This window comes from Escherichia sp. Marseille-Q3837 (assembly GCF_916618735.1).
Classification (GTDB): domain Bacteria; phylum Pseudomonadota; class Gammaproteobacteria; order Enterobacterales; family Enterobacteriaceae; genus Escherichia; species Escherichia ruysiae.
Map to the genome: position 1 here is coordinate 780,148 of NZ_CAKAKC010000001.1, position 16,370 is coordinate 796,517.

Genomic DNA, 16,370 nt, shown 5'->3' on the forward strand with positions numbered 1-16,370 from the left:
TTTAGAAAATCATTCCGGCGCAAATTGCAGCATGACCTTTATGGAGTCATTTTGCTGCGCGCGTTCGAATGCCGCCGCTGCATCCTCAATGGCAAATAAATCGGTAACCAGTTCACTGGTATCAAACCGCCCATCCGCCAGCCATTCGATAACAGCATCGAAATCTTCAGGGATGTACATGCCAGAGTTGAGCAAGTCACGCTCGAAACGTTGCATCATCGGTAATGGTATTTCACGCGGCCCACTTGGTACGCCCATGCACACGACGGTGCCTCCGGCATATACACGGGTACATGCATCGTTAAGCGTGGCCTGCGCTGCAACGACATCAATCGCCCCCGTAAATCGCACATCTGCGGCCAGCTCACCTGGTGCCCAAACTTCTGCTGCGCCCAGCTTTAACGCCAGCGCGCGTTTGGCAGCGTCAGGTTCAATCACGGTAATCTTACCTGCCCCCATAATGCGCAGTGCCTGCACGATGGATAAGCCTATCGTTCCGGCACCAATCACCAGTACGCTTTCCAGAGAAGCTTTCGGCATTCGGTTAACGCAGTGACGAGCACAAGCCGCCGGTTCGGCAAAGGCCAACACTTTTAGCGGTAAAGAGGCTGGTGCGACATGGCAATTACGCGCAGGAACAATGTGTTGTGAGCGAGCAAAGCCCGGTGCGCGAAAACCAGCAACCTGCGGTGGTTCACAAAGATTAAAACGTCCTGCTTTGCAGGCTCGGCATTCCATGCAAGCCATGATGGGATCGACCACAACATGATCGCCCGGCTGTACATTTTTAACGTCGCTGCCAACTTCCGTAACGCGCGCTGCAATTTCATGACCGGGGACGACAGGTGGTTTGGCAAACGGATGACCGCCTTTCAGAACATGCAGATCCGAACCGCATATCCCATAGAACACAGGCGCAATCCGCACTTCGTGCGGTTTAAGTTCCTGGTGTGGTACTTCAACATATTGAGTGGTGACTTTCCCAATATCTGAAAATAAAACCTGGGTAATTTTATCCATTGTTATTCTCCAGAATCGATATCCATAGGGGATTAGCGTTGCGCGATACCTTCATCGACAATTTCAGCCAGCCGTTGCAAGCGTGGAACGGAGACATCGCGCAGCATGGTTTGTGGATCTTGTGCACCAACAACCGACGCCCAAACCGCTCGTCCAGCCAGGAAGCCCGACGCCCCACCTTTCATGGCAATACTTACTGCACGGCCAAAAATATCGGCATCAACGCCAGAAGAAAGAATTACCCACGGCATCTTCATCTGATCGTTAAGTTGCTGACAGGCGGCAAGTAAGGTTTTTTCATCGCCTTTGCCCCCTAATGGCATCTCGGCTTTGTAAAGATCAGCCTCTGTTCCACCAAGCTCTGCGGCGGCGGCGGCAATGGCGCTTTCACGATCAAAGTCCCAACCGCGACGAGGTGGACGCACCACAGGTTCAATAATGCTAACCAGTCCGGCACTACGGCAGCGACGAACAAATTTATCAACCATTGCCAGACGTTCCTCTGCGGGTTCATCTTCACGCCAGAGTACAAGTAATTTCATTGCCTTAGCCCCCATTTCACGGGCTTTATGCGGGTCGACGGACATATCTATTTCAACGCTATCAACCGGGATGCCATTACCTGGGATAAAAAGATCGGCAGCGACAATCAGGCCGCAAGAATTAGCAACAGCGCCCTGCTCGACTATTTGCTCAAGACAAAATTGTTTATCCGCCAGAACGGCAGAAGCATAAGGAGAAAGGATTCGGGTCGCGGCAACTTTAAAATCGGTGAGTACACTGTCGGCGATGGGTTTGGGCTGCCCTGCCGCCGCAAACATCAGGCGCATGGCCTCACGCTGATCGACAGCTAACATGGCGAATCCACCACTTGGGCGGGAGATATCTTTCAGCGTAAATGGGGTGAAGTGGGATGACATAGAAACTCCTGTTAATAGATAAAATTAAAGACCAGCCTGCTGGCGAACCTGATTTAGCAGGGCGCTCCAGTCCTGCCGCCCTTTGCCGTCTTGACTTGCTGCGGCGTAATAACTTTCTGCTGCAATCCCCATATTGAGCGGTGCCCCCGTCTCCCGAGCGACGTCAACTGCAATACGCAGATCTTTCAACGCCAGATCCACCATGAAGGCGGGTGAAAGATCGCCTTTCAGCACTTTGCCAGGCCAGGTGGTCGTAAAATGTCCTTTCCCTGCTGCCGTACCACTCATCACCTTAATTGCGACATCAAGATTTAATCCCAGTGACTCACATAACACAGCGGCCTCGGAGGACAGCGCATTAAGCGCAATGCTCATATAGTTGTTAATTAGCTTCACGCGGATCCCCATTCCTGGGCCGCCAGCCTCGACCAGCTCATTACCCATGCACATGAGAATCGGGCGTGCACGCGCAATCTGCTCATCAGTGCCACCCGCTAAAATCAGCAATGTGCCATCAATCGCATTCACGGACGTTCTGCCCACGGGGGTGTCCATCATACTGATGCCTTTTTCTTGTAATTCCCGTATTAATGCATCGGTCTGTAAGGGATGAATAGTCGACATATCAATCAATAACGCGTCAGATGAAACAGCCTCACAGACGCCTTTTTCCCCCAACAGAACCTGTCGAACAATGTCACCATTGGGAAGCATAGTGATGATAAATTCAGCGCCTGCTGCCGCTTCCGCTGGGGTTTGTGCCGCAGTGGCCCCCTGCGTAACTAGCGCATCGACGGCCTGTGCATTGACATCAAATACCTGCAATGAATGCCCTTTTTGCAATAGATTGTTAGCCATTGGGCTACCCATCTGCCCCAGCCCGAGAAATGCAATGGTTGCCATGAATACTCTCCTGTCTGACATTGACAAAATAATGACAATTAAAAATTCGTTTTCGTCTGTTTTTGAGCATATTTGTAATTTATGTTCAAAAACACGACACGCATCACTAATTTGATCATTTGTGTCATTTAAATTGACCAAAGACGACAAAATTAAACAGGACAAGACAAATATGACCAAAATTGCATGCGTGGGTATCACAGTTCAGGACAGGATTTATTCTTTGCTCACTCTGCCGGATGGCGGCGGGAAATATCAGGCAAATCATTATCTTGAGATTGGTGGCGGCCCGGCAGCAACAGCCGCTGTTGCAATCGCAAAGCTTGGCGTGGAGGTTGATTTCATCGGTCGCGTCGGCGATGACAGTTGTGGAAATACCTTACTTGCAGAACTTGAGGGTTGGGGCGTCAATACCGCATTTTGCCGCCGATATCCTAACGCCCGTTCGTCGCAATCAGCGATCCTCGTTGATCAGCATGGCGAACGGATTATCGTTAATTATCCAAGTCCCGATCTCGGTACTGATGCCGAATGGTTAGAAGCGATCGATTTCTCTCGTTATGATCTGATTCTGGCCGATGTTCGCTGGCATAGCGGTACTGAAAAAGCATTCTCGCTAGCGCGCCTTGCGGGGGTGACAACGCTTTTAGACGCCGATATGACACCGCAGGATATTTCTCCACTTGTCGCGCTTGCCGATCACGCCGTGTTCTCAACACCAGGGCTGAAACGCATGACTGGCCTGCAGTCACCTGAAGAAGGTTTATTCCAGGCAACGACACAAACAGCAGGTAAAGTGTATGTTACGCTGGGTTCTGAAGGATCGTTGTGGATTGAAGATGATCATTTGTGTCAACAGGAGGCATTTTCTGTCAATGTGGTTGATACCACTGGAGCAGGCGATGTTTTTCACGGCGCACTCGCGGTAGCGTTGGCAGAAAAAATGCCAACAAAAGAGGCTATTCGTTTTGCCAGTGCGGTTGCCGCGATGAAATGTACCCAGCCTGGCGGTCGGGCCGGCATTCCTAATCGTGAGCAAACCGAATCATTTTTGTCACTTTATGCGTAAAATGGTAAACATCTACCGAGGAGGGGCAAGGGAGTATTCATGAGTATCATCGAAGTGACAGGTAATCCACGCCATGACCAACTCGTTCATCTAATCGCAGAACGCGGTTATATGAATATTGAAGAACTGGCACAACTGCTGGATGTTTCAACGCAAACCGTGCGCCGGGATATCCGAAAACTCAGTGAGCAGGGGTTGATCACCCGTCATCATGGAGGGGCCGGGCGCGTCTCCAGCGTCATGAATACCGCTTTTGAGCAACGGGAACTTTCGCTCACCGCCGAGAAACGGGCGATCGCTGAGGCAGTCGCCGATTACCTTCCCGAACGCTGTACCGTCTTTATCACCATCGGTACAACCGTAGAAGCCGTTGCCAGGGCATTACTCAACCGTCGTGATTTACGCATTATCACTAACAGCCTACGTGTGGCACAGATTCTTTATAAGAATCAGGATATTGAAGTGATGGTGCCGGGAGGCACTTTACGCGCTCATAACGGCGGGATTATCGGCCCAGGAGCCGTGGATTTTATTGAAGGCTTCCGCGCAGATTATTTAATCACCAGTATAGGTGCCATTGAACATGACGGCACCCTACTGGAATTTGATGTCAATGAAGCGTTAGTCGCAAGAACGATGATTAAACATGCGCGGAATACATTGTTAGTGGCCGATCATACGAAGTTTGCCGCGTCTGCTGCCGTTTCAATTGGCAATGCACGGAATGTCAGGGCTTTTTTTACTGATGCCCCGCCTCCCAATTCTTTCTGCCAGTTGTTAAGTGAAGAGAATGTTGAACTGGTGGTTGCTGAGCAAGAAGTATCCTGAAATTGAAACTTCGGTTGATACGGTTTTCGTTGGCCGGATTAAGCACATCCGGCCATTAATTAAGCTTCAGCCGCCAGCATCTCTTTCTTACGTTGGCTAATACGCTTAACCAGCATTACGGAAACCACCGCACCACAGAATGCGAAGCAGGCCATAATGCCAAACACGATTTTGTAGCCAATAATCCCCGGATTTAAATCCAGAATGTAGCCATACAGACTGAAGCAGAACATCGCCGGGGCGTAACCAATAAAGCTACCCAACGCCATCGCCGCGCCTGTTTTATTTTCAGCAATTTTTGCTTCGCCGATAGGTGCAAAAAATACGGCTCGCTGTGTAAAGACTATCGCGCCAAAGCCTAATGTACATGCCATCCCTAAATAGACCGGCATACTTTCGTGCGGCAGCATAATCAACAGTACGAGCGCAGCGGTACTGATGATAAAGGTGTAGCATAGATATTTACTCGGCGATTTCAGGATCTTATCTGAAATCATGCCACCAATCGGTCCTCCAATCATTTTCAGACAATATTGGTTAATGATGCCGTAAGCCCCCACCAGCGCAACGGGCAATAGATAGATGTTTTTCAGGAATGGAATGAAGAATGTCAGGCCACAGTAAACCGCGTAAACGAAGAAGACGTTGAAAGCGATAAGCCAGATGGTTTTGTCTCTCAGCACCGAGGTCATACTGGTGTTTTGCGATGCTCCGTCTTCTTTTTTCACCTCAACGGACGGTGCCTCTTCTTTGTCATTCAGGACAAAGAAAATAATAATGCCTACGGCAATCACAATAAGGGAATAGAACCAGATGCCTGCTTTAAAACCCAATAAGCCACTGCCAAACCAGGTAAATACTGCCAACGCAGAAAATGCCACCACGGTATCGACAATGCCACGCCCTGTTTCGAAGAAGCCAAACAACCGACCTTGTTGTTCGCTATTGCCCAATCGACTTACCGACTTGAGCAAGACCGGCCAGTTCATCATGTCGCAAGTAACGCCAAATAGCGCCCAGACAAAGAGGATGCCCCAATACCCCGGCATTGTCGTCAAATAAACACCCAGTAATCCTGTCGCAATGAGTGAGAGTGACATGGTGTATCTGCGCGGTAGTTTATCGGCAAAATAAATAGACAGAAAAAAGCCCACTGTGGTGACAAATGAGTTTACCGACATAGCATTACCAATTTGACCATTAGTCAAATGGAAATATTCCTGCATCGGGATATAAAACGCATCTTTCAGCGACGGTAATTTATAAATTGTACCGCCACACAGTGTTAATAGACTAAATAACGCCCATTTCTTTTTCGTGAGCATAACATCCCCTAAGCGATTTTTAAAATCACTGTTTTAAAGGCAATAAGATACCGACCATTCATATGGAATGGTTTTATTAACTGCGTATGAGTTAAAACTTATTAGTGGTTCAGAAGATGGTTTGCCTCTTGTTTGATTTGTTGTAGTACGTTACGCACATGATTTATCTGATTAATTGCATCTTCTTTTTCTTTACGTAACCGCGCATCCAGTAAATGATTTTCTGGTAGGGGTGTTTCACTCATCTGGCGATAAGGGATCCACGGATTATCATCTTCGTCTTCAAAGCGGAACGCCGGCGCATAATAATCAACCTCTTCTTCCAGGCCATATGCCGTCACCTGCGGCTCATCATCACCCAGGCAGATAAGGTGCGTTAATAACGCTTTGAAGGGCATATCCCCCTGACCTGAAATACAGGCTTTATGACCCAGGCCACCCTGTTCTTTAACGATCAAGGCATCTTTGATATGGACCTGGGTAATATGCGGTGCCATCGTTTTTAAAGCGTCGATGGGATGCTCATTTGCATTGATCATGTTCGCAAAATCAAACAGTAAGGAAAGAGACTCCATCTCACTTTCTTTGACCAGCGACACCAGCTCATGACTTTTTAAATCTTCATGCTGCTCGATCGTAAAAGTCAGGCCGCTGTCCTGATACGTTTCCCGTACATAGGCAATGTCGTTAGCGATAATCGATAATACGTCGCGCAAATTACCTTCATAACGCGGATAAAAACGTACGGAGGATGCCCCAGTTTTCAACGCGATGGCGACGGCTTCGTCAATAGATTTTTTATCTGAGGCACTGGTTTCAATATGAATATCAAGGTTCAGACGGCGGGCTTTATCCCCAAAGGCAGAGAGTTCTTTATCGTCCATATTACCAAGAGAAAAACGCTCGCCATCCAGAACATGGATTTTGACGCCACGTAGATTATTTTCACTTGCGATATCAAGTAAATCAGCAGGCAACACTCTTTCCAGCCGCATATTTAAATGAAAGGCATAAGCATGTAAATAAAGAGGAAGAGTGTCGACACGTTGTAGAATCTTTCTTGCGTTATTTATTGTCACCATAAAACACCTACAGATTAATGATGAGGTCTACGGCCTCAAATCGCCAATATTCAATATCTATCTGGACAATATTGCCTTGCTGGTCGGCGCGATGCTTTTCAATTAAGATCGCAGGCATACCCGCAGAACCGCCAAGATACTTGCTGATATCGCCCGGCATTCTGACGGGTTTGAAAATCAATTTTTTTACTACCGTCTCTTTTTGGTAGCACTTTTCCCAGACTGCAGAAAATGAGTGGTTTTCAAGTTGTTCAATAAAACCCGGAGCAACTTCAGGATTAATATATGTTTCGTGATAGAAAACTTTATGTCCTTCCAGCGCCCCCCAGCCGGTGATGCGATAGAGTTCAGTTGATGGCGTCACTGCAATCAGTGGCGCGAGCGTCTCGGGAATATCGCTGGTACGGTTTTTCTCGGTAAACCCCCAGGAAGGCTCTCGCCCTTGCTCAATTGCGGCCCGCTGAAAGCTCGCCGACAGCTCCGGACTGTAATTAAATCGCGGCTGGGTCACGAACCACCCCTTACGATCTTTACGGAAGATTTTGGATTCTGCCTCGAGGTTCAACAACGCCTGGCGCAGCGTCATACGTTTAATGCCCAGCAGTTCTCCCAGCTCTCTTTCTGAAGGGAGTTTTCCACCCGGTGTGGTGATGCCATCTTTCAACCACCGATCCAGTTTCTCTTTTGCATTTTCTACGGTGGATTGATTCTCCGCCATTGTTTAATCCTTTTGGTTTAAACCAGATGAAGCATCTTACGCTTACGCCAAAAAAGAAAGCAATTAACGGCGTATGACTTTGCAGATAATTGTGACAAAGCTCTCTATTGACGTAATCACAGACTTATAAGGGAGATACTCGCATTGGTGTGCGCTCACGACAGGTAAAAAAAAACCTGCCATCTCTGGCAGGTTTTTCACGACTAAAAAGAAAAATTAATCTTCTTTCGGGCCACGGTTCGCGCGGCGACGATCGTTTTCCGTCAGGTGACGTTTACGAATACGGATAGAGGTCGGAGTAACTTCTACCAGTTCGTCATCATCAATGAACTCCAGAGCTTGTTCCAGAGTCATGCGGATTGGTGGAACCAGAACAACGGCTTCGTCAGTACCGGAAGCACGCATGTTGGTCAGTTTCTTACCGGTCAGGCAGTTTACAGTCAGGTCGTTAGAACGGCTGTGAATACCGATGATCTGACCTTCGTAAACTTCTGCACCGTGACCGAGGAACAGCTTACCGCGATCCTGCAGACCGAACAGCGCGAACGCTACCGCTTTACCCTGACCGTTAGAGATCAGTACGCCGTTCTGACGCTGACCCACTTCGCCCGGACGCACATCGTCGTAGTGGCTGAAGGTGGAGTACAGCAGACCTGTACCAGAAGTCATGGTCATGAACTCAGAACGGAAGCCAATCAGACCACGGCTTGGGATCACGTAGTCAAGACGTACGCGGCCTTTACCGTCTGGATTCATGTTTTTCAGCTCGCCTTTACGCTCGCCCAGCGCCTGCATTACAGAACCCTGATGCTGTTCTTCAACGTCCAGAGTCACGTTTTCGAACGGCTCTTGTTTACGACCGTCGATTTCACGGAAGATAACTTTCGGACGGGATACCGCCAGTTCGAAACCTTCACGACGCATGTTCTCGATAAGAACAGACAGGTGCAGTTCGCCACGACCAGAAACGCGGAACGCATCGGCGTCTTCGGTTTCTTCTACGCGCAGCGCAACGTTGTGTACCAGTTCTTTGTTCAGACGATCCAGGATCTGACGAGATGTTACGAACTTACCTTCTTTACCGCAGAACGGCGAGGTGTTAACGCAGAAGAACATAGAAACGGTCGGCTCATCAACGGAGAGTGCCGGCAATGCTTCAACGTTTTGCGTGTCGCAAACGGTGTCAGAAATGTTCAGTTCGCCAAGGCCCGTGATCGCCACGATATCGCCAGCTTCCGCCATATCGGTTTCGATACGCTCCAGACCGAGGTGGCCCAGCACTTTACCGACTTTCGCGTTACGGGTTTTGCCTTCGCTATCGATGATAGTAACCTGCTGGTTCGGCTTCACTTTACCGCGCTTGATGCGGCCAATGCCGATAACACCAACATAGCTGTTGTAATCGAGCTGAGAAATCTGCATCTGGAACGGACCGTCAAGGTCAACGTCCGGCGCAGGAACGTGGTCAACAATCGCCTGATACAGCGGGGTCATGTCTTCCGCCATATCTTCGTGATCCAGACCCGCGATGCCGTTCAGCGCAGAAGCGTAAACGATCGGGAAGTCCAGCTGCTCATCGGTCGCGTCGAGGTTAACGAACAGGTCGAATACCTGATCCACAACCCAGTCAGGACGCGCGCCAGGGCGGTCAACTTTGTTGATAACAACAATCGGCTTCAGGCCGTAAGCAAACGCTTTTTTGGTTACGAAGCGCGTTTGCGGCATCGGGCCGTCAAATGCGTCAACCACCAGCAGCACTGAGTCTACCATGGACATTACACGTTCAACTTCACCACCGAAGTCGGCGTGCCCCGGGGTATCAACGATGTTGATACGGTAATCATTCCATTTGATAGCGGTGTTTTTCGCGAGGATGGTAATCCCACGCTCTTTCTCCAAATCGTTGGAGTCCATCACGCGCTCTTGGGTTTCGGCACGAGAGTCGAACGTACCGGATTGTTGGAGCAGCTTGTCTACCAGGGTGGTTTTACCATGGTCTACGTGCGCGATGATGGCGATATTACGCAATTTTTCGATCACAACTTTGCCTCAGGCATTAGAAATAGCGCGTTATTGTACACGGATTAATCGCACTACAAAACAGGATCACAAACATCCTCCGCAAACAAGTATTGCAGAGTCCCTTTGTGATCGCTTTCACGGAGCATAAAAAGGGTTATCCAAAGGTCATTGCACCAATATGGTGCTTAATGTTTCCATTGAAGCACTATATTGGTGCAACATTCACATCATGGTGCAGCCCTTTTGCACGATGTTAAGCATGATAACGCCTTTTAGGGGCAATTTAAAAGTTGGCACAGATTTCGCTTTATCTTTTTTACGGCGACACGGCCAAAATAATTGCAGATTTCGTTACCACGACGACAATGACCAATCCAGGAGAGTTAAAGTATGTCCGCTGAACACGTACTGACGATGCTGAACGAGCACGAAGTGAAGTTTGTTGATTTGCGCTTCACCGATACCAAAGGTAAAGAACAGCACGTCACTATCCCTGCTCATCAGGTGAATGCTGAATTCTTCGAAGAAGGCAAAATGTTTGACGGCTCCTCGATTGGCGGCTGGAAAGGCATTAACGAATCCGACATGGTGCTGATGCCAGACGCATCCACCGCAGTGATTGACCCGTTCTTCGCCGACTCTACCCTGATTATCCGTTGCGATATCCTTGAACCTGGCACCCTGCAAGGCTATGACCGCGACCCGCGCTCCATCGCGAAGCGCGCCGAAGATTACCTGCGTTCCACTGGCATTGCCGACACCGTACTGTTCGGGCCAGAACCTGAATTCTTCCTGTTCGATGACATCCGTTTCGGATCATCTATCTCCGGTTCTCACGTTGCTATCGACGATATCGAAGGCGCATGGAACTCCTCCACCAAATATGAAGGTGGTAACAAAGGTCACCGTCCGGCAGTGAAAGGCGGTTACTTCCCGGTTCCGCCAGTAGACTCTGCTCAGGATATTCGTTCTGAAATGTGTCTGGTGATGGAACAGATGGGTCTGGTGGTTGAAGCGCATCACCACGAAGTAGCGACAGCTGGTCAGAACGAAGTGGCAACCCGCTTCAATACCATGACCAAAAAAGCTGACGAAATTCAGATCTACAAATATGTTGTGCACAACGTGGCGCACCGCTTCGGTAAAACCGCGACCTTTATGCCAAAACCGATGTTTGGTGATAACGGCTCCGGTATGCACTGCCACATGTCGCTGTCTAAAAACGGCGTTAACCTGTTCGCGGGCGATAAATACGCAGGTCTGTCTGAGCAGGCGCTGTACTACATTGGCGGCGTAATCAAACACGCTAAAGCGATTAACGCCCTGGCAAACCCGACCACCAACTCTTATAAGCGTCTGGTTCCGGGCTACGAAGCGCCGGTTATGCTGGCTTACTCTGCGCGTAACCGTTCTGCGTCTATCCGTATTCCAGTGGTTGCGTCTCCGAAAGCACGTCGTATCGAAGTACGTTTCCCGGACCCGGCGGCTAACCCGTACCTGTGCTTTGCTGCCCTGCTGATGGCCGGTCTTGATGGTATCAAGAACAAGATCCATCCGGGCGAAGCCATGGACAAAAACCTGTATGACCTGCCGCCAGAAGAAGCGAAAGAGATCCCACAGGTTGCAGGCTCTCTGGAAGAAGCACTGAACGAACTGGATCTGGATCGCGAGTTCCTGAAAGCCGGTGGCGTGTTCACTGATGAAGCAATCGATGCGTACATCGCCCTGCGTCGCGAAGAAGATGACCGCGTGCGTATGACTCCGCATCCGGTAGAGTTTGAACTGTACTACAGCGTCTAATAGTTGAAGTTGTACTACCCGGCGCGAACAACGCCGGGGGTTCAAACCAGGCCCATCTGGCGTAATTGTTGCAGCCAGTTTGAACACGGACAGCGCGCAGAACCCCGAGCGTACATCGGTACGTGAGGAGTTCGAGCACTGCCCAAGTTCAAAATGGCAAATAAAATAGCCTGATGGGACTGGTTTTTAGTTGCCGTGGAAATTTCAGCCCATCTCTGCATGGGCTTTTTTCTCCGTCAATTCTCTGATGCTTCGCGCTTTTTATCCGTAAAAAGCTATAATGCACTAAAATGGTGCAACTGTTCAGGAGACTGCTTTATGGCAACAGGCACGCAGCCCGATGCTGGGCAGATCCTCAACTCGCTGATTAACAGTATTTTGTTAATCGATGACAACCTGGCGATTCATTACGCCAACCCCGCTGCGCAACAACTGCTCGCCCAAAGCTCCCGCAAATTGTTCGGTACGCCGTTACCGGAACTGTTGAGCTACTTCTCATTAAATATCGAGCTGATGCAAGAAAGTCTGGAGGCGGGGCAAGGTTTTACCGATAACGAAGTGACGCTGGTGATCGACGGGCGCTCGCATATCCTTTCTGTGACGGCTCAGCGTATGCCGGACGGCATGATCCTGCTGGAGATGGCACCAATGGATAACCAGCGCCGCTTAAGTCAGGAACAGCTACAGCACGCCCAGCAGGTAGCTGCCCGCGATTTGGTACGCGGCCTGGCACATGAGATTAAAAATCCGCTTGGCGGTTTACGTGGCGCGGCGCAGCTGCTCAGCAAAGCATTACCTGACCCGTCACTGCTGGAATATACCAAAGTGATTATCGAACAGGCGGACCGGCTGCGAAATCTGGTCGACCGTCTGTTGGGGCCGCAGCTGCCCGGTACGCGCGTTACCGAAAGTATTCACAAAGTGGCTGAACGCGTGGTGACGCTGGTGTCGATGGAACTGCCTGATAACGTGCGGTTGATTCGTGATTACGACCCCAGCCTGCCGGAACTGGCGCACGATCCGGATCAAATTGAACAGGTATTACTGAATATTGTGCGTAATGCGCTACAGGCGCTGGGGCCGGAAGGCGGCGAAATTATTCTGCGTACCCGCACGGCTTTCCAGCTGACCTTGCACGGTGAGCGTTATCGGCTGGCAGCGCGGATCGATGTGGAAGATAACGGGCCGGGTATCCCGCCTCACTTACAGGATACGCTGTTTTACCCGATGGTCAGCGGTCGCGAAGGCGGCACCGGGCTTGGCTTATCCATTGCCCGTAATTTGATTGATCAGCATTCAGGCAAAATTGAATTTACCAGTTGGCCAGGTCATACCGAGTTCTCGGTTTACCTGCCTATCAGGAAATAAAGGTGACGTTTATGCAACGAGGGATAGTCTGGGTAGTCGATGACGATAGTTCCATCCGTTGGGTGCTTGAACGTGCGCTCGCTGGGGCGGGTTTAACCTGTACGACGTTTGAGAACGGCGCGGAGGTGCTGGAGGCACTGGCGAGTAAAACGCCGGATGTACTGCTTTCAGACATCCGTATGCCCGGAATGGACGGACTGGCGTTGCTCAAGCAAATTAAACAACGCCATCCAATGCTTCCGGTCATCATTATGACCGCGCACTCGGATCTGGATGCCGCTGTCAGCGCCTATCAACAAGGGGCGTTTGATTATCTGCCCAAACCGTTTGATATCGACGAAGCCGTGGCGCTGGTTGAGCGCGCCATCAGCCATTATCAGGAACAGCAGCAGCCGCGCAATATTCAGCTTAACGGCCCGACGACCGATATCATCGGCGAAGCGCCAGCCATGCAGGACGTGTTCCGTATTATCGGTCGGCTTTCGCGTTCTTCCATTAGTGTGTTGATCAATGGCGAGTCCGGCACCGGTAAAGAGCTGGTCGCTCATGCCCTGCATCGCCACAGTCCGCGTGCCAAAGCGCCGTTTATCGCGCTGAATATGGCGGCTATCCCAAAAGATTTGATCGAATCAGAACTGTTCGGTCACGAGAAAGGCGCGTTTACTGGCGCGAATACTATTCGCCAGGGGCGTTTTGAACAGGCCGATGGCGGCACGTTATTTCTCGACGAAATTGGCGATATGCCGCTGGATGTGCAGACGCGTTTGCTGCGCGTGCTGGCAGACGGTCAGTTTTACCGCGTTGGCGGCTATGCGCCGGTGAAAGTGGATGTGCGTATTATTGCCGCGACTCACCAGAACCTGGAACTGCGCGTACAGGAAGGCAAGTTCCGTGAGGATCTTTTCCACCGCCTGAACGTTATCCGCGTTCATCTGCCGCCACTGCGTGAGCGTCGGGAAGATATTCCCCGCCTGGCACGCCATTTTTTACAGGTTGCCGCGCGCGAACTGGGCGTAGAAGCGAAGTTGCTGCATCCGGAAACCGAAGCCGCCCTGACGCGTCTGGCATGGCCGGGGAACGTGCGCCAACTGGAAAACACCTGCCGCTGGTTAACGGTGATGGCCGCCGGACAGGAAGTGTTGATTCAGGATTTGCCCGGCGAACTGTTTGAATCTACGGTTCCGGAAAGTCCTTCCACTATGCAACCGGACAGTTGGGCAACGTTGTTAGCGCAATGGGCAGATCGGGCGCTGCGTTCCGGTCATCAAAACCTGCTTTCTGAAGCGCAGCCAGAGCTGGAGCGGACGTTACTGACCACTGCTTTGCGACATACGCAGGGGCATAAACAAGAAGCAGCGCGACTGCTTGGTTGGGGACGTAACACCCTGACACGTAAGTTAAAAGAGTTGGGGATGGAGTGATTCACGGCTGGTGTGTAAAGATTGATTATTGAGCGCAAATTGCTGTTATTTTGCGCTTTACTGTTCTGATAAGTTCAGTATGATCTTGCCCGGAATACGGGGGAAGTCATTATGCTGGAATCAATAATTAATCTGGTATCGAGTGGCGCAGTTGATAGCCACACACCGCAAACTGCCGTTGCGGCCATCCTGTGTGTCGCGATGATTGGGCTGTTTAGCTGAAGCTCGTTATAGACTGCTGAGTAGCCAATGCGAGCCTGATCGTCTCCCTGGAAGGCAAGAGGGCCAGAGTGAGGGTCATTGTTCGCATCGATGCCGGCATGTTCCCCTCACCCTAACCCTCTCCCCAATGGGGCGAGGGGACAGTTCGCATTCTTTTGTGAGGTTTGTCATCAATCTCATGGCGCTTCGTTTATCATCCTTATAAACGAAGCGCCATTCACAATTTAAATCACCCGTGAGAACTGCTGCATCCGCGCTTTCTGGCGCAGATAAGTATCAAAGCACATGCAGATGTTGCGGATCAGCAAGCGGCCTTTTGCCGTCACCTGAATCCCCTTCTCATTGACATCCACCAGCCCATCTTTTGCTAACGGGGCGAGAAGCTTGAGATCTTCCGCAAAGTAATCAGCGAAGTGCAAATCCCACTGTTGCTCAATGGGGGCGTAATCCAGACGGAAATTGCAGATAAGTGACTTAATCACATCGCGGCGAATACAGTCATCGCGCGTTAGCGCAATACCGCGCCACAGCGCATTGCCTTGTTCATCCACCTGCTGATAGTACTGCTTCAACTCTTTCTGGTTTTGCGCGTAGCAGTCGCCAATCATGCTGATGGCTGAAACGCCCATCCCCAGCAGGTCGGTATCCCCCTGAGTGGTGTAGCCCTGGAAATTACGATGTAGCACGCCTTCACGCTGGGCCACCGCCAGCTCGTCATCCGGACGGGCAAAGTGATCCATACCGATAAACTGATAGCCCGATTGCGTCAGGAAGGCGATGGTTTCCTGCAGGATATCGAGTTTCTGCTGCGGACTCGGCAGGTCAGTATCTTTGATTTTACGCTGAGCAGCAAAAATGGTCGGCAAATGCGCGTAGTTAAAGACGCTCAGACGATCGGGGTTCAGCTCCGCCACGCGTTTCAGGGTAAAGGCGAAACTCTCCGGCGTCTGTTTCGGCAGGCCGTAAATCAGGTCAATGTTGGTGGAGGTAAAGCCAATCTCACGCGCATGGTTAAGCAGCGCAAAGATGAATTCTTCATCCTGCTCGCGATTGACCAGACGCTGTACTTCTTTGTTGAAGTCCTGCACGCCCATGCTCAGGCGATTAAATCCTTCGGAACGTAAATGATCGAGTACATCCAGTTCGATTTCACGCGGATCGACTTCGATCGAGATTTCCGCGTCGGCATTAAACTGGAAGTTTTCCCGCAGCAGCTTCATCAGGCGGCTGATTTGCGCTTTATTCAGGTACGTCGGCGTACCGCCACCCCAGTGCAACTGACTAACGTGACGCCCGGCAAACAGCGGTGCACGATGAACGATTTCTTGCTCCAGCGCGTCCAGATACTGATCGGCCTTGTGCTGCTGGCGTGTAACAATCTTATTGCAACCACAGAAGTAGCAAAGCTTATGGCAGAACGGGATATGAACGTAGAGAGATAATGGGCGCTCAGGGTAGCGCGCCACGGCTTGTAAAAACGCCTGTTCGCCGAAGTCTTCTGAAAACTCCAGCGCGGTCGGGTACGAGGTGTATCGTGGCCCGGAATAGTTATATTTCTGGATCAGGGCCAGATCCCAGTCGATTTGCTGTACAGACATACTCACTCCTTCCGATGGCGTCTCTGGCGGCTACGCCGTACCGGCGGATGCCCGTTTCGGGTCATCAGCCGGTT

14 protein-coding genes are annotated in these 16,370 nt (G+C 50.6%); 6 read left to right on the forward strand and 8 right to left on the reverse strand.

Going from position 1 to position 16,370, the window contains the following annotated elements; translation table 11 throughout:
* Window positions 1-9: 9 nt before the first annotated feature.
* The 3 genes from LG381_RS03685 to yihU are packed head-to-tail and all read right to left on the reverse strand — an operon-like array spanning window position 10 to window position 2,843.
* On the reverse strand, window positions 10-1,020 hold the full coding sequence (locus tag LG381_RS03685; RefSeq protein WP_000357967.1) for an alcohol dehydrogenase catalytic domain-containing protein: 1,011 nt from the start codon (window positions 1,018-1,020) through the stop codon (window positions 10-12).
* Between the two features lie 32 nt (window positions 1,021-1,052).
* Entirely contained in the window at window positions 1,053-1,940 is an 888-nt protein-coding gene (locus tag LG381_RS03690; protein ID WP_225762044.1) for an aldolase, read from the reverse strand.
* 24 nt (window positions 1,941-1,964) lie between these two features.
* A complete protein-coding gene (gene yihU / locus LG381_RS03695) occupies window positions 1,965-2,843 on the reverse strand; it encodes a sulfolactaldehyde 3-reductase (protein WP_225762045.1) in 879 nt (292 codons plus the stop codon).
* A gap of 172 nt (window positions 2,844-3,015) precedes the next feature.
* Between yihU and LG381_RS03700 the strand changes: the two genes are divergently transcribed.
* Window positions 3,016-3,912 carry a sugar kinase gene (locus LG381_RS03700; RefSeq protein ID WP_010348279.1) on the forward strand — a complete coding sequence of 299 codons (897 nt, stop codon included), beginning with the start codon at window positions 3,016-3,018 and terminating at the stop codon, window positions 3,910-3,912.
* Window positions 3,913-3,951: 39 nt separating this feature from the next.
* Window positions 3,952-4,740 (forward strand): DeoR/GlpR family DNA-binding transcription regulator, encoded by a 789-nt coding sequence (locus LG381_RS03705; protein ID WP_000022286.1) that lies wholly within the window; start codon window positions 3,952-3,954, stop codon window positions 4,738-4,740.
* Between the two features lie 59 nt (window positions 4,741-4,799).
* Here the strand turns inward: LG381_RS03705 and LG381_RS03710 are convergent, their stop codons facing one another.
* The 4 genes from LG381_RS03710 to typA form a co-directional block, all read right to left on the reverse strand.
* On the reverse strand, window positions 4,800-6,065 hold the full coding sequence (locus LG381_RS03710) for an MFS transporter (protein ID WP_000956336.1): 1,266 nt from the start codon (window positions 6,063-6,065) through the stop codon (window positions 4,800-4,802).
* A gap of 101 nt (window positions 6,066-6,166) precedes the next feature.
* Window positions 6,167-7,147, reverse strand: a complete 981-nt coding sequence (locus LG381_RS03715; RefSeq protein WP_000256413.1) for a TIM barrel protein — start codon at window positions 7,145-7,147, stop codon at window positions 6,167-6,169.
* A gap of 7 nt (window positions 7,148-7,154) precedes the next feature.
* Window positions 7,155-7,865 (reverse strand): GntR family transcriptional regulator, encoded by a 711-nt coding sequence (locus LG381_RS03720; protein WP_000829798.1) that lies wholly within the window; start codon window positions 7,863-7,865, stop codon window positions 7,155-7,157.
* Window positions 7,866-8,081: 216 nt separating this feature from the next.
* Entirely contained in the window at window positions 8,082-9,905 is a 1,824-nt protein-coding gene (typA, locus tag LG381_RS03725; RefSeq protein ID WP_000570674.1) for a ribosome-dependent GTPase TypA, read from the reverse strand.
* Window positions 9,906-10,277: 372 nt separating this feature from the next.
* Here typA and glnA point away from each other — a divergent pair, with 372 nt between their 5' ends.
* The 4 genes from glnA to LG381_RS03745 all read left to right on the forward strand — a co-directional run bounded on the left by glnA (window position 10,278) and on the right by LG381_RS03745 (window position 14,698).
* Window positions 10,278-11,687, forward strand: coding sequence for a glutamate--ammonia ligase (glnA, locus tag LG381_RS03730; RefSeq protein ID WP_001271705.1), 1,410 nt, complete (start codon window positions 10,278-10,280; stop codon window positions 11,685-11,687).
* Between the two features lie 318 nt (window positions 11,688-12,005).
* The gene (gene glnL / locus LG381_RS03735; protein ID WP_000190577.1) at window positions 12,006-13,055 is read left to right on the forward strand and encodes a nitrogen regulation protein NR(II); all 1,050 of its coding nucleotides are present in this window, start codon (window positions 12,006-12,008) and stop codon (window positions 13,053-13,055) included.
* Between the two features lie 11 nt (window positions 13,056-13,066).
* Window positions 13,067-14,476, forward strand: a complete 1,410-nt coding sequence (gene glnG, locus LG381_RS03740; RefSeq protein ID WP_024165243.1) for a nitrogen regulation protein NR(I) — start codon at window positions 13,067-13,069, stop codon at window positions 14,474-14,476.
* Window positions 14,477-14,587: 111 nt separating this feature from the next.
* Complete coding sequence (locus tag LG381_RS03745; RefSeq protein WP_000893993.1) at window positions 14,588-14,698, forward strand: YshB family small membrane protein; 111 nt, start codon at window positions 14,588-14,590, stop codon at window positions 14,696-14,698.
* Window positions 14,699-14,922: 224 nt separating this feature from the next.
* Here LG381_RS03745 and hemN read toward each other — a convergent pair whose 3' ends face one another.
* Window positions 14,923-16,296: an oxygen-independent coproporphyrinogen III oxidase gene (gene hemN, locus LG381_RS03750; RefSeq protein ID WP_225762046.1), complete on the reverse strand. Its 1,374-nt coding sequence runs from the start codon at window positions 16,294-16,296 to the stop codon at window positions 14,923-14,925.
* Between the last annotated feature and the right edge of the window lie 74 nt (window positions 16,297-16,370).